This window comes from Mesorhizobium sp. LCM 4576 (assembly GCF_001854815.1).
GTDB classification, from domain to species: Bacteria; Pseudomonadota; Alphaproteobacteria; order Rhizobiales; family Rhizobiaceae; genus Mesorhizobium; species Mesorhizobium plurifarium.
Genome location: NZ_MDDT01000016.1, coordinates 115,667 through 137,530, shown reverse-complemented (window position 1 = coordinate 137,530; position 21,864 = coordinate 115,667). Strand labels below are relative to the sequence as shown.

Below are 21,864 nucleotides of genomic sequence, written 5' to 3'. Positions count from 1 at the left end.
TATATAGCGGTGATTGACGAATTGGACAAGCCTGTCTAAATTTGTGGACACAACAAAGGGAAGTTCGCGCCGAAGGGCGATTAAGCTCGCTCTGAAGGAGACGAGTAAATCGCTCCCGGATGTCGGATTTCCACGGGATGGAACGTCCTGGGTTCAGACGCCGGTATTTCGCGGCGGCAACCAGATCCGAAAAAGAGCCTTATCATGAGTCCCAAATTCCTCCGCATCGCGGTCGTGCTCGGCTTGTTGTCCGCGATCGGACCGTTCGCCATTGACATGTATCTTCCCGCCTTGCCTTCGATCGGCCAGGACCTRCATGCCGGCACCGCCGCGGTACAGATGAGCCTGTTGATCTTCTTCCTGTCGATGGGTTTCGGCCAGATCGTCGTCGGCCCGATCTCCGACATGGTCGGCCGCAAGGCGCCGCTCTACGCCGGCCTCGCGCTGTTCATGGTCGGCGGCGTCGGCTCGGCGATGGCGCCGACCATCGAATGGTTGATCGCCTTCCGCTTCCTACAGGGTCTCGGCGCCAGCGCCGGCATGGCGGTGCCGCGCGCCATCGTGCGCGACCTGCACACCGGCAACGAGGCCGCCAAGCTGATGTCGCTTCTGATGCTGGTGTTCTCGGTGTCGCCGATCCTGGCGCCGCTGACCGGCAGCCAGATCATTGAAAGCTTCGGCTGGCGCGCCGTGTTCTGGACGGTGACGGGTGCGGCCGCTCTGGCAACCATCCTGCTTGCCACCTCGCTCAAGGAAACGCGGCCGGTCGAAGAGCGCGCCGGCTCGTCCTTCGGCACGGCGCTTGCCGGCTACCGCTACCTGATGGGCGACCGCAATTTCCTCGGCCTTGTGGCGATCGCCGGCTTCGGCATCGCGAGCTTCTTCGTCTATCTGTCGAGCTCGTCCTTCATCCTGATCGACCATTACGGCCTGTCGCCGTCGGTCTACAGCGTGTTCTTCTCGATCAACGCGGTCGCCTTCATCGGCATGTCGCAGCTGACCGGGATGCTCGCCGACCGCTTCGGGTTGAAGCGCGTCGTCTGGGTGGCGGTCACCGGCTATGCCACGGTGATGGTGGCGCTGTTCGCGATCATGGCGTCCGGCGTCGACCGGCTCGACGTGATGGCCGCGCTGCTCTTCGTCGGCTACGGCTTCCTCGGCCTGGTCATCCCGACCACCTCGGTGCTGGCGATGGAAGAGCATGGCGAGATCGCCGGCACGGCCTCGGCGCTGATGGGCACGCTGCATTTCGCCATCGGCGCGCTGGYGATGGGCGTCGCCGGCATCTTCTTCGACGGAACGCCGCTGCCGATGGTGGCGGGCATCACACTGTGCGCGGTGATCTCGTTCACGCTGGCCAAGCTGACGCTCGGCCGCGCGCGTGAAACTGTCGAGGCGCCGGCGGAATAGGGCGCCTCGAAACAACTCAAAAAAGGCCGGGCTTGCCCGGCCTTTTTCATATCTATCGCAAGCCGGCTTGATCGAGCACGAAGCGCATCCGTTCTTCGACCGGCACAAGCGGCAAAGTCATCAGCTCATAGCCGAGCTCCGCGTAGACGCCGGTCACGGAACGAAATGTGCGCTCGGCTTCGTCGAGCGTCTGCTTGCGCTCCTCGTCCTGGGTGAAGATCTCCGGCCAGGGCGGCGCGACGAAGACGCGGCGCGCGTAGCGGAATTTTCGCACCGCGCTTGCGACGTGGTCCGGCACCGGCAGGCCGCAGAGCCTGAGATAGCCGATCGTGTCGGGCGCGCCGCGGTCGAAGAAGACCGGGCCGGGTTCGGTACGCGCAACGTGCCAGGAGCGCAGTTCCCACGCCAGCATCAGCTCGGCAAAGAGCGCGCGGTCCTGCCAGGGAAGGGCAGGGCCGCCGATAGCCGTCTGGTCGCGGATGATGCCGCGCCCGGCTTCGGGGGMCGTCGCGAAGCCTTCGGCACGCAGCGCCTCGATCAAGGTGGTCTTGCCGGAACCCGGACCGCCGGTCAGCACGAAGAATCGGTCGGAATCGTTTTGCATCGCATGTCCATGGAGGATGGGCGGCAAGGCTTGCGCCGCGCGTCGAGCGCTGGACAAGCCTTGGCCGTGGGTTGGTCTGGGAATGAGCAAAGAAGGGGAAGGTGGAGGTTTCTGTTGCCAGGTACCTCCGAACCCCGCCTAGAAGTGCGAACCGCTAGGACTTGATTTGAAGCGTTCGCGCCGCATTAAGCAGCGAGACGAGCTTCCGCATAGTTGTCGTTGGCAACTATAAGTTTAGCCCGATAACGGTGGTACAATGCCGGGCAAAAGTACGATCTTTACACCTTCGTCGATCCTATTTCGCCCCCAGCAAAAGCCGCTCTGTCGGCCAGAGCGGTTTTTGGTGGAGGCGCCGGGTACCGCCCCCGGGTCCGAACGGCTTATTTCATCGCCTGTTTATCGCCATAGTCGGTCAAGCCGACGAAACGAATATAGGGAGCGACGAGGGAAAAATAAAGGCCAAACCGCCGCTTATCCGGTTATGCCAAACTGTGCAGCCAAGGGTTGACTTGCGCGGCTACTCAATCAAATCTCGCTCCCGGTGAGGAGTCTCTGACCTAGCGCACAGGCTGCGCGGCGCGCCACAACCCTCATCGACCGGATCCGTGGCGCCGACGAGGGGAAGTTTCGATGGCCGACTATCTTGCGGATGTGAAGAAATACGATGCCGGCGCCAGCGCCGACGCGGTCGATAAGATCGTCAAGCATCTGGGCATTGCGCTCAGGAACCGCGATTCCTCGCTGGTGTCCTGCACCGACCCGAAGGAACTCGACCGCGTGCGGGAGAACTGGATCGGCAAGAAGCTCGGCGTTGCCGATGCCGCAAAGGCGAATGCCTCGATCGAGAAGACCTGCAAGGCCATGCAGGCCGACAACACCAAGAGCCGCGTGACCTTCTACTATCTGGTGGCGAAGGACCTCGGCAAACTCGGCTCGCTCTGAGTCCCGGCCACCCGGCGGCCGGCACGAAACCGTGCCGGCGCCGCGGATTTCTGGYGTGGTCCACATTTGCCGCCAGCTTTGCGGTGTTCGACCGGCTGTCGGTCGGGTATGATTGCCTGTCACCCGAATCGAGGCAGAGCCGATGCGCCAATATCTCGACCTGTTGAAGCATGTGCTGGAGAACGGCGTCGACCGCGGCGACCGTACCGGCACCGGCACGCGCTCGGTGTTCGGCTACCAGATGCGGTTCGACCTTTCGCGCGGCTTTCCGGTCACGACGACCAAGAAGCTGCATCTGAAGTCGATCATCCACGAGCTTCTGTGGTTCCTGGCCGGCGACACCAACATCAAATATCTCAACGACAACGGCGTCAGCATCTGGGACGAATGGGCCGACGAGAACGGCGATCTCGGCCCGGTCTATGGCAAGCAGTGGCGCTCATGGCCGGACGGGCATGGCGGCGAGATCGACCAGATCGCGGGCCTTTTGAAGGAGATACGCCGGAATCCCAACTCGCGCCGGCTCATCGTCTCGGCCTGGAATCCGGCCGAGGTCGAGGCGATGGCGCTGCCGCCTTGCCATTGTCTGTTCCAGTTCTATGTTTCGGAAGGCAGGCTCTCCTGCCAGCTTTACCAGCGCTCCGGCGATATCTTCCTCGGCGTGCCGTTCAACATCGCTTCGTATGCCCTGCTCACCATGATGGTGGCGCAGGTGACCGGGCTGAAGCCCGGCGACTTCGTCCACACGCTTGGCGACGCGCATCTTTATTCGAACCATTTCGAGCAGGCGCGCGAGCAGATGCGGCGCACGCCGAAGACCTTGCCGACGATGTGGATCAACCCGGAGGTGGCGGACCTTTTTGCCTTCCGTTTCGAGGATTTCCGCCTCGAGAATTATTTCGCGGATGCAAATATCAAGGCGCCCATCGCCGTATGAGCCAGTTTTCGGCTTAGTCGATGCCGACCATGACGTCCGAAGCCTTGATCACCGCATAGGCCTGCTTGCCTTTTTCGAGCGCGAGGTCGGCGACCGCCTCGTTGGTGATCGAGGAGGTGACGATGACGCCACCGCCGATGTCGATCCTGACATGCGAGGTGGTGGCTCCCTTGACGATCTCCGTGACCTTACCCTTCAGGATATTGCGGGCGCTGATCTTCATGCGTCTCTCCTTTGAGCTTCGCCGTTGGCATTCATCGTAGGCTGGGATCACGCCGGCGCACAATGCCACGACAGGCGAAAAGCCTTTCTTTGTTATGTTCATCCGGATATATCGGTCAGAGGCTTTGGGCCGAACGGATTTTGAAACCAGGGAGAGACTTCATGACGGGCAAGGGTTTCGGGTTGAAGGCGATCGCTATTGGAGGTTTCACGGCAATGCTGATGGCGGCGGTGCCGGCGGCCCATGCCGACGACAAGGTGGTCGTGTTTGCCGCGGCGAGCCTCAAGGATGCGCTCGACGCGGTCAACAAGGCCTGTGAGCCGGAAGTCGGCGAAGCCGCCACCATTTCCTACGCGGCGAGCTCGGCGCTGGCCAAGCAGATCGAAGGCGGCGCGCCGGCCGACGTGTTCGTGTCGGCCGACCTCGACTGGATGAAATATCTCTCCGACAAGAAGCTGATCAAGCCGGATACCGAAGTGAAGCTGCTCGGCAACCAGATCGTCCTTGTGGCGCCGAAGGATTCCGCGGTAGAGACCAAGGTCGAGAAGGGATTCGACCTCGCCAAGCTGATCGGCGACGGCAAGCTTGCGATGGGCAATTTCAAGGCCGTGCCGGCCGGCAAATACGGCAAGGCGGCGCTGGAATCGCTGGGCGTCTGGTCGTCGGTCGAGGGCAAGGTCGCGCAGGCCGAGAATGTGCGTGCAGCGCTTAAGCTGGTGTCGACGGGCGAGGCGGCGCTGGGCATCGTCTACGCCACCGACGCGCATGCGGAAAAGGGCGTCAAGGTCGTTGGCACCTTCCCGGAAGATTCGCACCCGCCGATCATCTACCCGATTGCCCAGACCGCCGATTCGAAGGACAAGGATACGGCTGCCTTCCTGAAATGCGTCGAGTCGGCCAAGGCCGCCGCGCTCTTCAAGGAGCAGGGTTTCACGGTGCTCGCGCCGAGTAATTGAGAAAGACCGCGCAACGCTGACATGAACTGGCTGCTGGACCTCACTCCCGACGAATGGAATGCGGTCCGGCTGTCGATCAAGGTGGCGACGGTGGCGATGATCGCCAGCCTGCCGCCCGGCATCCTGCTTGCGCTCCTGCTGGCGCGGGGGCGTTTCTGGGGCAAGACGCTGCTCAACGGGCTGGTGCATCTGCCGCTGATCCTGCCGCCGGTTGTGACGGGCTACCTGCTTCTGCTCATCTTCGGCCGGCGCGGCCCGGCCGGGGCCTTCCTGGCCGAGCATTTCGGCATCGTCTTCTCGTTCCGCTGGACGGGCGCGGCACTGGCATGCGGGGTCATGGGCTTTCCGCTGATGGTGCGGGCCATCCGGCTCTCGATCGAGGCGGTCGACCGCAGAATCGAGGCGGCCGCCGGCACGCTCGGCGCCAATCCGCTCTGGGTGTTCGCCACCATCACGCTGCCGCTGATCCTGCCCGGGCTGATCGCGGGCGCGATCCTTTCCTTCGCCAAGGCGATGGGTGAATTCGGCGCCACCATCACCTTCGTCTCCAACATCCCCAATGAGACGCAGACGCTGCCCTCGGCGATCTACACCTTCACCCAGGTGCCAGGCGGCGACCAAGGCGCGCTCAGGCTGACGCTGATCTCGATCGCTATCTCGATGGTCGCGCTCATCGCTTCGGAAGTTCTGGCGCGTCGCGTCGGCCGGCGGATGGACATCGAATGACGCTGTCCGTGGACATCCACCATCGGCTCGGCGAATTCGCCCTGGAAGCGGGTTTCGAGAGCGCCGGCCGACTGACGGCGCTGTTCGGGCCCTCGGGGTCGGGCAAGTCGACACTGATCAACCTGATTGCGGGCCTGATCCGTCCGGACAAGGGTCGCATCTCGGTCGACGGACGCGTGCTGGTCGACACCGCCGCGCGGATCTTCGTGCCCATGCACAAGCGGCGGATCGGCATGGTGTTCCAGGATGCGCGGCTGTTCCCGCATATGAGCGTCGCCGGCAATCTGCGCTACGGCCGCTGGTTCACGCCGGCTTCCGAACGCTACGCCAAGATGGATGCGGTGGTCGATCTGYTCGGCATCGGCCATCTGCTCGACCGGCGGCCGGCGAAACTTTCGGGCGGCGAAAAGCAGCGCGTCGCCATCGGCCGTGCCCTGCTTGCCAGCCCGAAGCTGCTTCTGATGGACGAGCCGCTCGCCTCGCTCGACGAGGCGCGCAAAGCCGAGATCCTGCCTTATATCGAACGGCTGCGCGACGAGACGAAGATCCCGATCGTCTATGTCGGCCATTCCGTCGCCGAGGTGGCGCGGCTGGCGAGCGACGTCGTGGTGCTTTCGCAAGGCAAGGTCGCGGCTTCCGGAGCGACAGAAGCGATCATGCAGCGGCTCGACCTGTTGCCGGCGGAGGAACGCGGCGAGGGCGGAGCGGTACTCGACGCCAAGGTCCTGCGTCATGACGAGGCTTTCGGCATGACGGTGCTTGCCTCGCAGGCCGGCGAAATCCGGGTGCCGAAACTGGCGCGGGTGGCGGGCGCTCCGGTGCGCATTCGCATCCGCGCCCGCGACGTGATGATCGCCGTCGAGAGGCCCGCCGGCCTCAGCGCGCTCAACATCCTGGCGGGAACGATCGACAGCATGAAGCCGGGCGAGGGGCCCGAGGTCGAAATCGGCATCGATTGCCATGGCGCGGCGGTGGTCGCGCGGATCACCGAGCAATCGCGGCAGGCGCTTGGCCTCAAGCTGGGAAGTCAGGTCTTCGCGGTGATCAAGACCRTGAGCTTCGATCGCGCAAATACCGGCGCCGGCCTGCCGGCCGAGGCCGACGTTTGAGGAGCTCGGTCATGTCGCTATGTATATTTGGAATAGCGCTCAGCTTCCACAGGGACTATTGTGATGCCGTGAAATCCGAGGAGATGAAATGCCGTCGCTGAGCCTGCGGATAAATCTCGACCCCGACGGCCGGATCGGCCCGGGCAAGATTGAGCTTCTGGAGCAGATCGCCGCCTTCGGCTCGATCTCGGCCGCGGCGCGCGGCATGGAGATGTCCTACAAGCATGCCTGGGATCTGGTCGAGGACATGAACCGCGTCTTCGGCAAGCCGCTGGTCGCCGCGCAGACGGGCGGCCGCAAGGGCGGCGGCGCGCAACTGACATCGGTGGGTCTGGCCGTGGTYAGCCGCTTTCGCGCGATAGAGCGAGCCGCTTCATCGGCCGCAGCCGTGCATATGCAGGCCTTGCAGGCGGAGATCGATGCGGGGTGAGGCAGTAGGCAGTAGGCTATGATCTCCCTGGAGTTGCCGGGCCCATGAAATGGAGGACCCTCGATCGCCCTACTGCCTAATCSCCACTGCCTATTCTGGCTTCCTCAGCAGATACGTGTCCATGATCCAGCCCTTCTTTCGCCGGGCGTCCTCACGAACCCTTTCGATTTCGGCACCGACGTCGCCTAAGCGTCCGGAAATGACGATCTCATCCGGCGTGCCGAGATAGGCGCCCCACTGGATGAGCACGTCCTTGTCGGCCAGTGTGTTGAAGGCACATTTGCCGTCGAGCATGACTATGGTCGAGCCGGCATTGGCGGGCAGGCCTTCCTCGGTCAGTCGCCGGCCGGTGGTGACCAGGATCGAGTCGCCGATGCGATTGAGCGCGGTCGCGTGGGCGGCGGCCAGCGCCTGGATCGCGGTGATGCCGGGGATGACTTCGAGCTCGAAACCGACATTGCCCCTCAGGCGCACGCGTTCGAGGATACGTAGYGCGCTGTCGTAGAGCGACGGGTCACCCCAGATCAGGAAGGCCCCGCAGCCGTCTTCGGCAAGTTCCTCGCGGATCAGGGCTTCGTAGATCTCGGCGATCGCCTCGTGCCAGTCGTCGACGGTTGTCCGGTAAGACGATGTCGGCTCGGCCCGGACCGGCACATCGAACTCGACCCGGCGCGATTTCGGATTGGTGACGAAGCGGTCGCAGATGTGCCGGCGCAAATCGGCAAGATCGTTCTTCTTCGCTCCCTTGTCGGGAATGAACAGCACGTCGGCGCGGTTCAGGCCGTCGATGGCCTGGACCGTCATGTGGTCGGGATTGCCGGCGCCGATGCCGATGACGAGAAGCTTGCGCATGGCGATCTCCTGCCCGATCGGCGGCGCGGTGTCCAGAAGTACCCGTATCCGGCGACGAAGGGCTTTGAAACGCTATCCTGAAACGGGTAGATGGAAGAGCGCATCCGGCTGGCCCCGGTATCGCGGCACAGAGGAGGGGTCCATGTTACGCACCGTACTGACCGCAGCGCTGGCAGTCATGGCCGCGCCAGCCTTCGCTAATGATTCCATCGCCGAACTCGGCACCGGTGGACTGATCCTGTCGCGCAGCGACGCCGTCGCCATGCAGAGCGAAGATCTTTTCATCTCGCCGGAGAAGGTGACGGTCGACTATGTCTTCCGCAACAACACCGACAAGGATGTCAGCTCCATCGTCGCGTTCCCGATGCCCGACATCGAAGGCGATCCCAACGAGATGCCGGCGATCCCGGAGGCGCAGAGCGATAATTTCCTCGGCTTCGAGGTGACGATCGACGGCGTCGACRCCAAGCCTCAGCTCGAGCAAAGGGCGTTTGCGCTGGGCATCGACATCACCGCCGACCTCAAGGCGCAGAACGTGCCGCTCTATCCGTTCGGCGACGCCGCCAAGGCGGCGCTGGCAAAGCTGCCCAAGGATGTCACCAAGGACTGGGAGGACCGTGGCATCATCATCGAGGATACCGCCGATGACGGCTCGGGCATGCAGACCGCCTATGTGCCCTTCTGGCAGTTGCGCTCGACTTACTGGTGGCGCTCGACCTTTCCGRCCAACAAGGAGGTCCATGTCTCGCACCGCTACAAGCCCAGCGTCGGCGGCACCTCCTCGGTCAGCTTCTTCTCCGACGGCCAGTTCCAGAACCCGCAATATCAAAGCTACAAGAGCCGCTATTGCATGGACGAGACGTTCGACAACGCGGTGCGCAAGGCGGCCAAGGCGAATCCGGACGGCTATCCGAAATATTATGAGAGCCGGATCGCCTACATCCTGACCACGGGGGGCAACTGGGCATCCGGCACCATCGGCAATTTCAAGCTGACCATCGACAAGGGYAGCCCCAAAGACCTCGTCTCCTTCTGCGGCGACAACGTCAAAAAGGTCGGGCCGACGACGTTCGAGATCACCGCGAAGGATTTCTATCCCGAGCGTGACATCGACATCCTGCTTTTGGAGCCGTCGGACAATGGCGGGAATGGCGGCTGATGGACATCGCGATCTACGTCGCCATTGCCGAAAACGGCGTGATCGGCCGCGAGGGCGGCCTGCCGTGGCGGCTTTCCACCGATCTCAAGCGCTTCAAGGCCGATACGATGGGCAAGCCGATCATCATGGGCCGCAAGACCTATGAAGGGATCGGCCGGCCGCTGCCCGGCCGGCTCAACATCGTGGTGACACGCGACAAAGCCTGGCGCGCCGAAGGCATTGAGGTGGCCCACTCGCTGGATGACGCGGTCGCTCTGGCCAGGGTACGCGGCCGCTGCATGGCGGGAGCGGAGGAAATCTGCGTGGTCGGTGGCGGCGAGATCTATGCCCAGGCCTTGCCGCTTGCCGACCGGCTGCACGTGACCCATGTGCTGGCCAGCGTCGATGGCGATGCGCATTTCCCGCCGATCGATCCCAGCACCTGGCGAGTCGTCAGCGCCAAGGACTTTCCCGCCGGCGAGAAGGATAGCCACGCGACGCGCTACACCGTCTACGAACGCCGTCGCGACGGCCGTTGACGACGACAAACGGTCGCTACCGGCCCAAATCGGACGATGGCGGTGGCACATCGCGTTGAAAGCGTGCCAAGGCGTCCCTATAGAAGAACTACGTTAGGATTGCGCCGCAAGGCCTTGAGGGAACCGAAGCGAAAGGACATTCATGCCCTGGAACGACAAGAGCGGTGGCGGCGGCCCGTGGGGCGGCGGCGGCAATCAGGGGCCCTGGGGGCAGGGACCGAAGGGGCCAAGCGGCCCGCAGGGTTCGCCCCCCGATCTCGAGGACATCATCCRCCGCGGCCAGGACAGGCTGCGGCGCGCGCTTCCGGGCGGCGGCGGCGCCAGCCCGGCCGTGCTCGGGCTGATCGCGCTGGCCCTCATCGTGCTGTGGGCCTTCAAGGCGATCTATACCGTGCAGCCAGACGAGGTTGCCGTCGAACTGCGCTTCGGCCAGCCGAAGACCGAGCTCTCGCAGCCTGGCCTGCATTTCCACTGGTGGCCGATCGAAACGGTTGAAACCGCCAAGATCTCCGAACAACTCGTCAGCATAGGCGGCGGCGCGGCCAGCGGCTCCGGGCTGATGCTCTCCGGCGATCAGAACATCGTCAACGTGCAGTTTTCGGTAGCCTATCAGGTCTCCGATCCCAGGGCCTATCTGTTCGATGTCTCCGACCCCGACGGCATGCTGACCCAGGTGGCCGAGAGCGCCATGCGCGAAGTCGTCGGCCGGCGCCCGGCRCAGGACATCTTCCGCGACGAYCGCCAGGGCATCGCAACGGCGGTGCGCGAGATCATCCAGGGCACGCTCGACGGCTACAAGACCGGCCTCCAGGTGAACGCGGTCTCGATCGAGGACGCGGCACCCCCGCGCGAGGTGGCCGATGCGTTCGACGAGGTGYAGCGCGCCGAGCAGGACGAGGACAAGTTCGTCGAGCAGGCCAACCAGTATTCCAACCAGAAGCTCGGGCAGGCGCGCGGCGAGGCGGCGCAGATCCGCGAAGATGCGGCGGCCTACAAGAACCGGGTCGTTCAGGAGGCGGAAGGCGAGGCGCAGCGCTTCATCTCCGTTTATAACGAATACGCCAAGGCGCCCGACGTGACGCGTAAGCGCCTCTATCTCGAAACCATGGAGAGGATCCTGAAGGACTCGAACAAGGTCGTCGTCGAGCAAGGCAACGGTCAGGGCGTGCTGCCTTACCTGCCGCTGCCGGCATTGCAGCCGAAAGCGCAACCGGCGCCGGGCCCGATGGGCGTGACGGGAGGTAACCAGTGATGGYCAACCGTCTTCCCATCATCGCCGTCATCGCGGCCGTCCTTCTGTTTTTGCTCTATTCCTCGGTATTCGTGGTCAATGCCGGCCAGCAGGCGATCGTGCTGAGGTTCGGCGAGATCATCGACGTCAAGAACGAGCCCGGCATCTACTTCAAGGCGCCGTTCGCCTTCTTCGATGCCGACAGCGTGCAGATGGTCGAGAAGCGGGTTATGCGCTTCGACCTCGACAACATCCGCGTCCAGGTCTCGGGCGGCAAGTTCTACGAGGTCGATGCCTTCATCGCCTATCGCATCTCGGATCCGCGCACCTTCCGCGCGGCAGTGTCCGGCCAGGTGGAATTGGCGGAGGCTCGTCTGAAAACGCGTCTCGATGCGGCGCTGCGCCGTGTCTACGGCCTGCGCGACTTCGAGGCCGCWCTTTCGGAAGAGCGCGGCAACATGATGCGCGAGGTGCGCGATCAGTTGCGCCCGGACGCGACCTCGCTCGGCCTCGACATCGAGGATGTGCGCATCCGCCGGACCGATCTGACGGCGGAGGTCTCGCAGCAGACCTATGACCGCATGAAGGCCGAGCGCCTGGCGGAGGCCGAGCGTCTGAGGGCGCGCGGCAACGAGGCGGCGCAGCGCATCAGGGCGCGGGCCGACCGCGAGGTCGTCGAGATCGTCGCCGAGGCGCAGAAGGAATCGGAAATCCTGCGCGGCGAGGGCGAGGCGCAGCGCAGCGCGACCTTCGCGGACGCCTATAAGCGCGATCCGGCCTTCTTCGATTTCTATCGCTCGATGAACGCCTACGGCACGGCGCTGGACAACACCGGAACGACTATGGTGCTCTCGCCCGAATCCGAGTTCTTCCGCTATTTCCGGAATCCGGACAGCAAGCCCGGACCGGCGCCTTCCGCTCCACCGGCCGCGCCTGCGACGCAACCCGGCACCGCCCAGTAGCGGGCGGTGCAGGATTTTGTGGCGGCAATCGGCCTGGTCCTGGTGATCGAAGGGCTGGTCTACGGAGGGTTTCCGGCTCTGGCCCGGAAACTCGCCGCCGAGGTGCTGTCGATGCCGGAAAATATATTGCGGATCGGCGGGCTGGTGGCGATCGCCATGGGCGTCGGTATCGTCTGGCTGGTCCGCGGCTAGCTGTTTGTTTTGCGCAATTCCGGACGGAAAACCGCTAAGCACYTTTCCCGGAATTGCCTCGAATGAAAATTCCATGGTGCCGAAGCGATTGACGATTTATCCTTGGCCGATAGCTATAGCCGCAAACGTGCCTTATTTCTTGCCAACATGAGCAAGACKGGCGCCTTTGCGGATGCGCTTTTCCTTTTCAGAACCACCGGGAGGCCACGATGATATCCGACACCCTATTGCGCGCGGCGCGGCGCATGGTCTTCGCCGGCGCCACGGCATTYGCGGTCGGCATTGTTGCCGTTCCCTCCTTCGTCACGCCGACGATCGCCGCCGACGGGCCGCCCTCGGTCGCCGATCTCGCCGAGCGCCTGCTCGGCGCGGTGGTCAACATCTCGACCTCGCAGACGGTGAAAGGCACGGAAGGACCGGGCGCGGTGCCGATGCCGCAGCTGCCCGAGGGCTCGCCGTTCCAGGATTTCTTCGACGATTTCTTCAAGAACCGTGGCGGCGACAAGGGCGGTGGCGGGCAGAAGGTGCAGTCGCTCGGCTCCGGCTTCGTCGTCGATGCCGAGCAGGGCATCGTGGTGACCAACAACCACGTCATCGCCGATGCCGACGATATCGAGGTGAATTTCTCCGATGGCGTCACGCTGAAGGCGACGCTGGTCGGCACCGACACCAAGACCGATGTCGCGGTGCTGAAGGTCGACCCCAAGGGCCACAAGCTGACAGCGGTGAAATTCGGCGATTCCACCAAGATGCGCGTCGGCGACTGGGTGATGGYGATCGGCAACCCGTTCGGCCTGGGCGGCACGGTGACGGTCGGYATCGTCTCGGCGCGCAACCGCGATATCAACTCCGGCCCCTATGACGACTTCATCCAGACCGACGCCGCCATCAACCGCGGCAATTCCGGCGGTCCGCTGTTCAACGCCRCCGGCGACGTCATCGGCATCAACACGGCGATCATCTCGCCGTCGGGCGGCTCGATCGGCATCGGCTTCTCCATCCCCTCGCAGCTTGCCGCGGGCGTCGTCGACCAGCTTCGCCAGTATGGCGAGACGCGGCGCGGCTGGCTGGGCGTACGCATCCAGCCGGTGACGGACGACATCGCCGAAAGCCTCGGCATGGCGACCGCCAAGGGCGCCCTGGTGGCCGGCGTGATCAAGGGYGGGCCGGTCGACAATGGTTCGGTGCAGGCCGGCGACGTCATCATCAAGTTTGACGGCAAGGATATCCATGAAATGCGTGACCTGCCGCGCGTCGTCGCCGAAAGCCCGGTGGGCAAGGCGGTCGACGTGGTCATCGTGCGCAAGGGCGTCGAGCAAACGGTCAAGGTTACGCTCGGACGGCTTGAGGACGGCGAGAAGCTGGCCAGCGGCGAGAACGGCAACCCCGATCAGGACAAGGGCGACAAGGCAGCGCCTCCGGTGTCGACAGCCTCGGTGCTCGGCATGACGGTCGGCGAGCTCAACGACCAGACGCGGCAGAAGTTCGGCATCGCGGCCGACGTGTCCGGCGTGGTCGTCACCGACGTCGCCAAGGATTCGGCGGCGGCCGAGCGCGGCATCCAACCCGGCGAGGTGATCACCGAGATCGCGCAGGAATCGGTCGGCACGCCGAAGGACGTTATGGACCGGATCGGCGCGCTGAAGGAGCAGGGCCGCAAGAACGCGCTCCTTATGCTGGCCTCGAAGACCGGCGAACTGCGCTTCGTGACGATCAGGATGGATTGAGCGCGGAAACGCGCCCAACCAACTGGATTTCAACGAAAAGGGCGGCTAGCGGGCCGCCCTTTTTCGTGCCTGCCAGCCTTGGCGCGACAGCCTGTAGAGGACATGCCGCTTGAGATGCGGGTGGCTGTCGGGAACGCTCGGATGATCGAAATCGGCGCCTGCGTCGGGTTGCATGCCGAGCCGCTTCATGACGGCGATCGAGCGACGGTTGCCGGCAACCGCGAACGACACGATTTCGTCGACGCCAAGCGTTTCGAAGCCAAAGGCAAGCCAGACTTCCGACGCCTCGGTGACGTAGCCCTTGCCCCAGAATTCGGGCGCCAGGCGCCAGCCGATCTCGATCGTGCCGGGCGCCAGCACGTCTATGTCTTCCGTTCCGGATAATCCGACGAAGCCGATGCATTCGCCGGTTGTGGCAATCTCGGCCGCGGCGAAGCCGTAGCCGTCCTCTTCGATCCAGGCGCAGACCTCGTCCATCTTGGCGTCCGCCGCGGCGCGGTCGCGACGGAACGGGAAGAACTCCATCACGCGCTCGTCGGAGTTGATGCGGTGGAAAAGCTCGCGGTCGCGCTCTTCCCAGTTGCGCAGGATGAGGCGCTCGGTGCGGATCGGCTTCATTCGATGAACTCTTCGCGGCGATAGCCCTGGAGATAGAGCAGCGCGGTCAGGTCGCCATGATCGATGCGGATGCGCGCCTGCTCCGCCACCGCCGGCTTGGCGTGGAGCGCGACGCCGGTGCCGGCAAGACGGATCATATCGAGATCGTTGGCGCCGTCACCGACCGCGATGGCATCCTCCGTCGTCAGCCCGAGCCTCTTCGCGATCTCGAGCAGCGCTTCCGCCTTGGCCGCGCGGCCGAGGATCGGCTCGGCCACCATGCCGGTGAATGCACCGCCGTCCTCGATCAGGCGGTTCGCCTGGTTTTCCTGGAATCCCAGCATGGCGGCGATGCGGCTGGTGAAGACGTCGAAGCCGCCGGAGACCAGCGCCGTCCAGGCGCCATGGGCGCGCATCGTCTGCACCAGCGCGCGGCCGCCGGCGGCGAGCGTCAGCCGATTGACGATGATGCGGTCGACCACGGCGGTGTCGAGGCCCCTCAGCAGGGCGACGCGCTCGCGCAGCGCGGGCTCGAAGGCGATCTCGCCATTCATCGAGCGCGCGGTGATCGCCGCCACGTGGTCCTTGACGCCGATCTCGTCGGCAAGCTCGTCGATGCACTCCTGGTCGATCATCGTCGAATCCATATCGGCGAGCAGAATCTTCTTGCGCCTGCTTTCGGCGGGCTGGACGATGACGTCGACCGGTTCCGACGCCAGCGCGGCGCGCAGATTGGCGGTCATTTCGCCGATATCGGGCGTCTGCGGCAAAACGAGATCGCAGGCGACATCCTCTGCCAGCCAGTGAACGGCRCTTGCGCCGGCGGCCCGCAAGGCCATATTCGCAAGCGAGGCCGGCACGGCGCGGGCTTCTGGACGGGACACTAAAGTGGCGATCAGCGGCATCGAACATTCCGGCAGACAGGCGGGCGAGGGCCGCGTCAAGAACGCGATCCTGATAGCCGGGCCAACCGCCAGCGGCAAGTCTGCGCTGGCGCTCGATCTTGCCGAACGCAATGGCGGGGTCATCGTCAACACCGATTCCATGCAGGGCTATTCGGTTCTCGACGTCCTGACGGCGCGGCCGAGCGCCGCCGAGATGGCACGCGCGCCGCATTTCCTTTACGGCCACGTACATCCCTCCACCGCCTATTCCACCGGCGCCTGGCTGCGCGACGTGACGAAGCTGATCGACGATGGCGTCCTGTCGGGCCGTCCAGTCGTTTTCGTCGGCGGCACCGGGCTTTATTTCCGCGCGCTGGCCGAAGGCATCTCGGATATGCCGGATATTCCGGCGGCCGTCCGCGAGCGCTGGCGTTACGAGCTCAAGGAACAAGGGGCCGAAAGGCTGCATCGTCTGCTGATGCACGAGGACTCGGCCATGGCCATGCAGCTCAGGCCGACGGACGGCCAACGCATCGTGCGCGCGCTGGAAGTGCTCGACGCTTCGGGTCGCTCGATCCTGGAATGGCAGGCGGCGCGCGGCCGGCCGCTGATCGATCGCGACAGCGCGCGCTTCCTGGTCATCGAGCCGGACCGGCAGCAACTGGTCCGGCGTATCGAGGCGCGTTTCGACCAGATGCTCGACAAGGGCGCGCTCGACGAGGTGCGTCAGCTCGTAGCGCTCGGCCTCGACCCCGATCTGCCGGCGATGAAAGCGATCGGCGTGCGCGAGCTGCAGGCGGCGATGGCCGGACAGTCTGGTTTTCCCGAAGCGATCGAACGCGCCAAGATCGCCACCCGGCAATATGCCAAGCGCCAGTCGACCTGGTTCAGGCACCAACTGGGCGCGGAGTGGCGCAGGCTGCGGCCGGGCGACGAACCGGCGCTTCTGGACTGACTAAACGCTTTTCAATCAGCACCTTAAAATCCCCGGCTCTAATTCTCGCCAAGGTTGTCCGGGTTAACGGTCCGTAAGGTCCACCATGCCATAACCTCAGGGCTTGCAGTGCCGCGGGGAGTAGATGCGTTTCCATAAGGCGGAATCCGCATTTTTCGTTTTTATTTTTGTGATCCTGGCCGCGGGCCTGGTGACCTTCCACGCCTATGGCCAATTGCAGGACATCGCCGCCGACCTCGATACGRCATCGCGCGTCGACAAGATCGTCTATCTCAACAAATTGCTGTTCGTCACCGGCGCGCTGCTGGCGACCGCGCTGTTCTTCGGCACCTTCTTCATCTACCCGCTGATCCGCRGCCAGGTGCGGGAGGAGGGCAAGCTCAGGGCCATGACCGTTTCGCTCAGCGCCCGTTCGCAGACGCTCGAGCAGGCGGCGCTCACCGACGGTCTCACCGGCATGCAGAACCGCCRCTATTTCGACGATGCGTTGCGCGAATATCTGCATGAGTTTCGCCRCATCGACAGGCCCGTCGGGCTGATGATCCTCGATCTCGATCATTTCAAGCAGGTCAACGACACGCATRGTCACGATGTCGGCGACGAGGTGCTGAGGGCCGTCGCCACGTGTCTCAGAGACATGACGCGCTATCACGATGTGGTAGCGCGGCTGGGCGGCGAGGAGTTTGCCGTCGTCAYCCCCAACATGGATGTCGAACTGCTCGCCCGGTTCGCCGAGCGCATCCGCAAGGCGATCGCCAACCTGTCGATCATGTCGGGCAATGTGCGTCTCAAGGTCACCACCAGCGTCGGCCTCGCCGTCTGGGACCACAAGGAGAGCGCGGAGGATTTCTACCGCCGCGCCGATCGCCAGCTTTATGAGGCGAAGAAGCAAGGCCGCAACCGCGTCTGCGCCTAAAATCTCATCACTAAATTCGTGAGGCTGGCCGTCTGGAGGCGTTTTCTGCGCTTCCAGTGCTCACGGACTGAATGTCCGCTCCGCTCCGGTTCTCGAAAACGACTCCAGTCGACTCAGCCTGACGAATTTCCTGACGAGATTTACTCTGCTTTCGGAGGTTGCTGGCTCAATCGTTGAACTGGCGCATGCCGAAGGTCGAGGGCTTCAGGCCATAGCGTGTGTCGAAGTCGTCGTCGGGCTGGACGCGAGGGGCGGCGGCGGCCGGCTTCTTGTAGTCCGGGTCGCCAGCTTGACGAGTTGAGTCCACGGTCTCGGCAAAAGCCATGGACTGCTGCGGCTTCGGCACGTTGCGAAGCCGCTCGACGATCATCGCCAGGTCGACGTCGCAGCCGTCCACGGAGGGCTCGATCTGCTCGCCCTTCGCGGTGCCGGGGATGAACTCCTGCGCCAGCTTCTCGAATTTCAGCCGCATGGTCGTCGCCACGCCTTCGCCGAAGGCGATGGCTTCGCGCTGGCCCATGGAGGACAGGAAGGCAAGCGTCGAGGCCGAGGAGTCGGCGATCGCCGAGCGGAWGATCGCCTGGTCCTGCTCGTTGGCGAGGCRCATGGCGAAGAAGGTCGAGCATTGCGACAGGATGGTCGGGTCGAGCTCGCCCGGGCGCTGGGTGACGACGCCGAGATAGCAGCCATATTTGCGGCCTTCCTTGGCGATGCGCGACAGCGCATGCCTGGTYGGCGCGAAGCCGAGGCGCGGATCGGCCGGCATGTAGCGGTGGGCCTCCTCGCAAAGCAGGAGCAGCCTCAGCCGTCCCTCGCTCCACAAGGCCAGGTCGAAGGCCAGGCGCGCCAGCACCGAGCAGACCGAGTTGACGACTTCCGAAGGCATGCCCGCCATCTCGAAGCACGTGACCGGGCGGCCATGGCTCGGAACGCGGAAAATATTGCCGATCGTTTCGTGGATCGTGTCCTCGATCAGCCGCGAATTGAACATGAAGCGGTAGCGCGGGTCGGCGGCGGCCGATTCGATGCGCGTCTTCAGCGATTTCAGGGTCGGTCGGTCGTTCTTGGCTTCAAGCATGCCCATGCGCTCGTCGATCTGCTTGATGAGATCGGCAATGCGGTAAGGCACCGGCGTGTCCGCCGTCAGCGCGTCGCTGCCGCGCCTGACATAGGTGCCGGAATTCGGGTTGCGGTAGAGGTTCTTGGCGGCCGGGATCAGGTCGCGCAGGACATCCACTTCCTCGGGCACCGTCTCGCGGCCGCGAAACAGCACTTCGGCGAACTCCTCCAGCCTGAACATCCAGAACGGCAGGTCGAGCGTCTTGGAATCGACCTTGACGCAATATTCCGGCAGCGAGGCGGCAAACTCGTTGTGCGGRTCGAGGATGAGCAYGCGCAGATCCRGACGCGCCTGGATCGTCTTGCGCAAGAGCAGCGAGACCGCCGTCGATTTGCCGACGCCGGTGGTGCCGACGATCGCGAAATGGCGCGCCAGCGTGTCGTCGATGGCGATGTTGGCGTCGATCGACTCATCCTGCGACAGCGTGCCGATGGTCACCGAATGGCGCCCGGCCAGGTCGTAGACCGCCTGCAGGTCGCGGCTGCGGATGCGGTGGGCGATGGCGCCGATATGCGGATAGGTAGTGATGCCGCGGTCGAACACCGGCCTGGCGCCGGGCTCGGCACCGTCACGCACTTCACCGACCAACTCGACGCTGACCTCGATCAGGTTCTGCCCATCGTGGTTCCAGTGAAGGTCCGACTTGCCGATGGCATAGACAAGGCCGACCGTTCTCGTCGAGCCGAGATTGATTGAGATCATCCTGCCAACGGTCCAGAGGCCGGTGACTGTGCCTTCGGCATCCTCTGCAAAGGCGCTGATGGTGGCGCGGGCGCCGTCGCATTGCACGACATTGCCCAGAATGCGCTTGTCGTTCTGCTGGATGTTGCGGCGTTCCTGCGAGGTCGGTTCCCCGACGGAGGCTTCGYGTTCAACAAACATCATGCTCTGGTCCCATTCCCCTGGAGCAGGAACCCTATCCAATCGGGGTTAAAGTCACGTGAGGTCGGATGGTGTAGGCAGCGTTAAGCCAGCCGCGACAATTCGATCGAACAGCCTCTTCCCCGTTTTCGGAATTCCGATATATTGGATGAATGGACGATATATCGAATGAGATCACAGCGACGATCGGCAGGCGCATACGTTCCGAAAGAACGATGAGGGGCTGGTCTCTGGCCGAATTGGCCGAGCGCTCGGACGTCTCGAAGGCGATGCTGAGCGTCATCGAACGCGGGACGACCAGTCCGACCGCGGCGCTTTTGGTGCGCGTCGCGGCGGCCTTCGGCATGACGTTGTCGACGCTGATCGCACGAGCCGAGACGCAAGGCGGCGGCRTCTCGCGCAAGGAGGAGCAGCCGATCTGGCAGGACCCGGCAACCGGTTACATAAGGCGGCATCTGTCGCCGGCATCGCAGATGCCGCTGGAACTGATCCGGGTCAGCCTGCCGGCAGGCGCCAAGGTCAGCCTTCCGGCGTCGTCCTACGCCTTCATCAAGCAGCAGATATGGCTGATCGACGGAAGGCTGGATTTCACCGAGGGCGATATGGTGCACAGGCTCGGGCCCGGCGACTGCCTGGCTTTGGGTGCCCCGTCGGATTGCGTCTTTCATGCTCCCGGACCCGATGCGGCGGAGTATCTCGTGGCGCTGGTCAGGGACTGACCTTGATGCCCCGACGGCCAAAACGCTCGCACAATGGCGGGCCGCCGCTCGACGACTATGACGGCCCGCCCTGGGGCAAGGGCGATGCCTATATTTTCCTCGCCTGGCGYGCCGCCCATGACAAGGCCTGGAAGGCGCCGAGCCACGCCGTCATGCTGATGCGGCTGGAGAGGGCCGAGCGGCTCGGGCTGACCTACGAGGAATATACGCTCGAGATCCTGGAGCGCGGCCGCCATCTCGGCGAGGAAGATGCCGACCGTATTGCCGAAATCCGGCGGGCGCGCCGGCGCAAACGGGCCAGCCATTTCGAATGACCCTTGTGCCCGATATCTCGTTGCCTGGAGARCACCAGCATGAACTCCCTTGAAATCCGGGCGTTGAGCGGCGAGGCGGCAACCATCGCGATGCTCTCCGATCTGTTGATCGAAACGGTCGCCGCTGGCGGATCGGTGAGCTTCATGCATCCATTGTCAGTGGAGGCCGCGCGGGATTTCTGGCGCCAGTCGCTTGCCGCAGCCGCGCGCGGGGAAAGGGCGGTGCTGGGCGCATGRCAGGGCGATGCGCTTGCCGGCACGGTCACGCTGCTGCTCGGCTTCCCGCCCAATCAACCRCACCGCGCCGAGATCGCCAAGCTGATGACCGGCCCGGCCCATCGCGGCAAAGGCGTCGCGACCCGCCTGATGCGCGCCGCGGAAGAACTGGCAGTCGAGAAAGGCCGCACGCTGCTCGTGCTTGACACGGCGAGCGAAGAGGGCGCGGCGGGCCTCTATGAGAAGCTTGGTTTCACGCTGACGGGAGAAATCCCCGATTTTGCGCTCAAGCCGCATGGCGGGCTGACCGGCACGTTGATCTACTGGAAGCGGATAGGAGCGGAGGCCTGTACGCTATCTTGACCTTCCGGCAACGCGCGACAGAAGCCAGCGGCGAAAATCCTGCTCGGCGCCGGACAATCGCGATAATGACGGTCTCGTCAGGAAATGCCCCGATGGGCTCGAAAGCTCGAAATCCGAAAGCCTGACGAGCCCCTTGTCCTTGAGGGCTGTGTCGATCAGCGGGCGCGAGCCGAGCAGTGCTCCGGCGCCGGCCTTCGCGGCTTCCATCGCGGCGACGAAACTGTCGAAGCGATGCGAGCGGCGGGAATGGCCGGCAAGCCCCGCGGCGGCGAACCATTCCGCCCACATCTCGCGCGCGCCTGCCACCAGGAGCAGCGGCAATGACGTCCAATCGGCTTCCCGGGCGAGCGGCGGAGCCGCGACCGGGACAAGCCGCTCGACGGTCAGCCGGTCGGCCTCGCGCCCGGGAAAGGACCCGTTGCCGAAACGTATGTCGAGCGCCGAACCCGGCTGGTCGTAGTCGGTCGGCCGGTGGATGGTTACCAGATCGAGCCGGACCTGCGGCAGCGCCTTTGCCAGGTCGGGCAGAGCCGGGACCAGCACCAGAAGGGCAAACGAGATTGGAGCCCGGATCGAGACGGTCTGCAAGGCGCGCGGCTCGAACAGCTCGCTTGTGCTGTTGCCGATGGTCGCGAATGCCGACTGGATGTGCGGGAGATAGGCCGCCCCTTCCGGCGACAGCGCCACGCCGCGCGCCAGACGCGCGAACAGTCGCGTCTTCAGCCGCTCTTCCAGTAAACGGATATGCTGGCTCACCGCGGCCTGGGTGAGCCCCAGCTCCGCGGCAGCGGCGGTGAAGTTGGACAGGCGGGCGGCTGCCTCGAAACTGCGCAGCCAGTCGAGAGGGGGTATCGTATCGAATACTTTCTCAGCCATTAGAAATTTAGCGCCAATACCCGCAAAACGATAATTTGAATTAT

General features: G+C 64.2%; 25 protein-coding genes and 1 other RNA gene. 18 read left to right on the top strand and 8 right to left on the bottom strand.

Annotated features, from left to right (window positions below):
• The first annotated feature begins 204 nt into the window (after positions 1–204).
• The gene (locus tag LCM4576_RS08410) at positions 205–1,410 is read left to right on the top strand and encodes a multidrug effflux MFS transporter (protein ID WP_071031665.1); all 1,206 of its coding nucleotides are present in this window, start codon (positions 205–207) and stop codon (positions 1,408–1,410) included.
• Between the two features lie 52 nt (positions 1,411–1,462).
• Here LCM4576_RS08410 and LCM4576_RS08405 read toward each other — a convergent pair whose 3' ends face one another.
• Both LCM4576_RS08405 and ssrA read right to left on the bottom strand, forming a co-directional pair.
• On the bottom strand, positions 1,463–2,014 hold the full coding sequence (locus LCM4576_RS08405) for an AAA family ATPase (RefSeq protein ID WP_071031664.1): 552 nt from the start codon (positions 2,012–2,014) through the stop codon (positions 1,463–1,465).
• A 100-nt stretch (positions 2,015–2,114) separates the two neighbouring features.
• Positions 2,115–2,475, bottom strand: a transfer-messenger RNA (tmRNA) gene (gene ssrA, locus LCM4576_RS08400).
• Positions 2,476–2,644: 169 nt separating this feature from the next.
• Between ssrA and LCM4576_RS08395 the strand changes: the two genes are divergently transcribed.
• Together LCM4576_RS08395 and LCM4576_RS08390 are read left to right on the top strand one after the other, a co-directional pair.
• The gene (locus LCM4576_RS08395; RefSeq protein ID WP_040982174.1) at positions 2,645–2,956 is read left to right on the top strand and encodes a DUF2853 family protein; all 312 of its coding nucleotides are present in this window, start codon (positions 2,645–2,647) and stop codon (positions 2,954–2,956) included.
• A 142-nt stretch (positions 2,957–3,098) separates the two neighbouring features.
• Positions 3,099–3,893 carry a thymidylate synthase gene (locus LCM4576_RS08390; RefSeq protein ID WP_071031663.1) on the top strand — a complete coding sequence of 265 codons (795 nt, stop codon included), beginning with the start codon at positions 3,099–3,101 and terminating at the stop codon, positions 3,891–3,893.
• A gap of 13 nt (positions 3,894–3,906) precedes the next feature.
• On the opposite strand, the gene LCM4576_RS08385 is transcribed toward LCM4576_RS08390, so the two are convergent.
• Positions 3,907–4,116 (bottom strand): molybdopterin-binding protein, encoded by a 210-nt coding sequence (locus LCM4576_RS08385; protein WP_040995706.1) that lies wholly within the window; start codon positions 4,114–4,116, stop codon positions 3,907–3,909.
• A 161-nt stretch (positions 4,117–4,277) separates the two neighbouring features.
• Here LCM4576_RS08385 and modA point away from each other — a divergent pair, with 161 nt between their 5' ends.
• The 4 genes from modA to LCM4576_RS08365 all read left to right on the top strand — a co-directional run bounded on the left by modA (position 4,278) and on the right by LCM4576_RS08365 (position 7,337).
• Entirely contained in the window at positions 4,278–5,072 is a 795-nt protein-coding gene (gene modA, locus LCM4576_RS08380; RefSeq protein WP_071031662.1) for a molybdate ABC transporter substrate-binding protein, read from the top strand.
• A 21-nt stretch (positions 5,073–5,093) separates the two neighbouring features.
• Positions 5,094–5,798, top strand: a complete 705-nt coding sequence (gene modB, locus LCM4576_RS08375) for a molybdate ABC transporter permease subunit (RefSeq protein WP_071031661.1) — start codon at positions 5,094–5,096, stop codon at positions 5,796–5,798.
• Positions 5,795–6,907, top strand: coding sequence for a molybdenum ABC transporter ATP-binding protein (gene modC / locus LCM4576_RS08370; protein WP_071031660.1), 1,113 nt, complete (start codon positions 5,795–5,797; stop codon positions 6,905–6,907). The genes modB and modC overlap by 4 nt, the downstream gene beginning before the upstream one ends.
• A gap of 88 nt (positions 6,908–6,995) precedes the next feature.
• On the top strand, positions 6,996–7,337 hold the full coding sequence (locus tag LCM4576_RS08365; protein ID WP_040982165.1) for a winged helix-turn-helix domain-containing protein: 342 nt from the start codon (positions 6,996–6,998) through the stop codon (positions 7,335–7,337).
• Positions 7,338–7,427: 90 nt separating this feature from the next.
• Here LCM4576_RS08365 and cobF read toward each other — a convergent pair whose 3' ends face one another.
• Positions 7,428–8,189, bottom strand: coding sequence for a precorrin-6A synthase (deacetylating) (cobF, locus tag LCM4576_RS08360; RefSeq protein ID WP_071031659.1), 762 nt, complete (start codon positions 8,187–8,189; stop codon positions 7,428–7,430).
• A 142-nt stretch (positions 8,190–8,331) separates the two neighbouring features.
• Between cobF and LCM4576_RS08355 the strand changes: the two genes are divergently transcribed.
• From LCM4576_RS08355 to LCM4576_RS08330, 6 genes are all read left to right on the top strand, one after another.
• Entirely contained in the window at positions 8,332–9,348 is a 1,017-nt protein-coding gene (locus LCM4576_RS08355; RefSeq protein WP_071031658.1) for a DUF4424 domain-containing protein, read from the top strand.
• On the top strand, positions 9,348–9,866 hold the full coding sequence (locus LCM4576_RS08350; RefSeq protein WP_071031657.1) for a dihydrofolate reductase: 519 nt from the start codon (positions 9,348–9,350) through the stop codon (positions 9,864–9,866). Before LCM4576_RS08355 ends, LCM4576_RS08350 begins: the two co-directional genes overlap by 1 nt.
• A gap of 142 nt (positions 9,867–10,008) precedes the next feature.
• Positions 10,009–11,118 carry an FtsH protease activity modulator HflK gene (gene hflK, locus LCM4576_RS08345; protein WP_071031656.1) on the top strand — a complete coding sequence of 370 codons (1,110 nt, stop codon included), beginning with the start codon at positions 10,009–10,011 and terminating at the stop codon, positions 11,116–11,118.
• Complete coding sequence (gene hflC / locus LCM4576_RS08340; RefSeq protein WP_071031655.1) at positions 11,118–12,059, top strand: protease modulator HflC; 942 nt, start codon at positions 11,118–11,120, stop codon at positions 12,057–12,059. The genes hflK and hflC overlap by 1 nt, the downstream gene beginning before the upstream one ends.
• Positions 12,060–12,065: 6 nt before the next feature.
• Positions 12,066–12,251 carry a DUF2065 family protein gene (locus LCM4576_RS08335; RefSeq protein ID WP_071031654.1) on the top strand — a complete coding sequence of 62 codons (186 nt, stop codon included), beginning with the start codon at positions 12,066–12,068 and terminating at the stop codon, positions 12,249–12,251.
• A 209-nt stretch (positions 12,252–12,460) separates the two neighbouring features.
• Positions 12,461–13,978 (top strand): DegQ family serine endoprotease, encoded by a 1,518-nt coding sequence (locus LCM4576_RS08330; RefSeq protein WP_071031653.1) that lies wholly within the window; start codon positions 12,461–12,463, stop codon positions 13,976–13,978.
• Between the two features lie 45 nt (positions 13,979–14,023).
• Here LCM4576_RS08330 and LCM4576_RS08325 read toward each other — a convergent pair whose 3' ends face one another.
• Together LCM4576_RS08325 and serB are read right to left on the bottom strand one after the other, a co-directional pair.
• Complete coding sequence (locus LCM4576_RS08325) at positions 14,024–14,596, bottom strand: GNAT family N-acetyltransferase (protein ID WP_071031652.1); 573 nt, start codon at positions 14,594–14,596, stop codon at positions 14,024–14,026.
• Positions 14,593–15,480 (bottom strand): phosphoserine phosphatase SerB, encoded by an 888-nt coding sequence (gene serB, locus LCM4576_RS08320; RefSeq protein WP_116390202.1) that lies wholly within the window; start codon positions 15,478–15,480, stop codon positions 14,593–14,595. The genes LCM4576_RS08325 and serB overlap by 4 nt, the downstream gene beginning before the upstream one ends.
• On the opposite strand from serB, the gene miaA reads away from it, so the two are divergent.
• Both miaA and LCM4576_RS08310 read left to right on the top strand, forming a co-directional pair.
• Positions 15,470–16,414, top strand: a complete 945-nt coding sequence (miaA, locus tag LCM4576_RS08315; RefSeq protein WP_041012227.1) for a tRNA (adenosine(37)-N6)-dimethylallyltransferase MiaA — start codon at positions 15,470–15,472, stop codon at positions 16,412–16,414. The genes serB and miaA overlap by 11 nt on opposite strands.
• Positions 16,415–16,538: 124 nt before the next feature.
• Positions 16,539–17,330 carry a GGDEF domain-containing protein gene (locus tag LCM4576_RS08310; RefSeq protein ID WP_071031651.1) on the top strand — a complete coding sequence of 264 codons (792 nt, stop codon included), beginning with the start codon at positions 16,539–16,541 and terminating at the stop codon, positions 17,328–17,330.
• A 166-nt stretch (positions 17,331–17,496) separates the two neighbouring features.
• Here the strand turns inward: LCM4576_RS08310 and LCM4576_RS08305 are convergent, their stop codons facing one another.
• Positions 17,497–19,332, bottom strand: coding sequence for an ATP-binding protein (locus LCM4576_RS08305; RefSeq protein ID WP_071031738.1), 1,836 nt, complete (start codon positions 19,330–19,332; stop codon positions 17,497–17,499).
• A 152-nt stretch (positions 19,333–19,484) separates the two neighbouring features.
• Between LCM4576_RS08305 and LCM4576_RS08300 the strand changes: the two genes are divergently transcribed.
• The 3 genes from LCM4576_RS08300 to LCM4576_RS08290 are packed head-to-tail and all read left to right on the top strand — an operon-like array spanning position 19,485 to position 20,944.
• On the top strand, positions 19,485–20,051 hold the full coding sequence (locus tag LCM4576_RS08300) for an XRE family transcriptional regulator (RefSeq protein ID WP_071031650.1): 567 nt from the start codon (positions 19,485–19,487) through the stop codon (positions 20,049–20,051).
• Positions 20,052–20,056: 5 nt separating this feature from the next.
• Positions 20,057–20,365 carry a hypothetical protein gene (locus tag LCM4576_RS08295; RefSeq protein ID WP_041007736.1) on the top strand — a complete coding sequence of 103 codons (309 nt, stop codon included), beginning with the start codon at positions 20,057–20,059 and terminating at the stop codon, positions 20,363–20,365.
• A gap of 39 nt (positions 20,366–20,404) precedes the next feature.
• A complete protein-coding gene (locus LCM4576_RS08290; RefSeq protein WP_071031649.1) occupies positions 20,405–20,944 on the top strand; it encodes a GNAT family N-acetyltransferase in 540 nt (179 codons plus the stop codon).
• Here the strand turns inward: LCM4576_RS08290 and LCM4576_RS08285 are convergent.
• Positions 20,936–21,820: a LysR family transcriptional regulator gene (locus LCM4576_RS08285; RefSeq protein WP_071031648.1), complete on the bottom strand. Its 885-nt coding sequence runs from the start codon at positions 21,818–21,820 to the stop codon at positions 20,936–20,938. The two genes, LCM4576_RS08290 and LCM4576_RS08285, sit on opposite strands and share 9 nt — an antisense overlap.
• Positions 21,821–21,864: the final 44 nt, after the last annotated feature.

Excerpts from the sequence above, each read along its gene's own strand:
- modB (WP_071031661.1), top strand. The coding sequence starts at position 5,094 with ATGAACTGGCTGCTGGACCTCACTCCCGACGAATGGAATGCGGTCCGG.
- LCM4576_RS08385 (WP_040995706.1), bottom strand. The coding sequence starts at position 4,116 with ATGAAGATCAGCGCCCGCAATATCCTGAAGGGTAAGGTCACGGAGATC.
- LCM4576_RS08350 (WP_071031657.1), top strand. The coding sequence starts at position 9,348 with ATGGACATCGCGATCTACGTCGCCATTGCCGAAAACGGCGTGATCGGC.
- LCM4576_RS08395 (WP_040982174.1), top strand. The coding sequence starts at position 2,645 with ATGGCCGACTATCTTGCGGATGTGAAGAAATACGATGCCGGCGCCAGC.
- LCM4576_RS08325 (WP_071031652.1), bottom strand. The coding sequence starts at position 14,596 with ATGAAGCCGATCCGCACCGAGCGCCTCATCCTGCGCAACTGGGAAGAG.
- modA (WP_071031662.1), top strand. The coding sequence starts at position 4,278 with ATGACGGGCAAGGGTTTCGGGTTGAAGGCGATCGCTATTGGAGGTTTC.
- LCM4576_RS08390 (WP_071031663.1), top strand. The coding sequence starts at position 3,099 with ATGCGCCAATATCTCGACCTGTTGAAGCATGTGCTGGAGAACGGCGTC.
- LCM4576_RS08285 (WP_071031648.1), bottom strand. The coding sequence starts at position 21,820 with ATGGCTGAGAAAGTATTCGATACGATACCCCCTCTCGACTGGCTGCGC.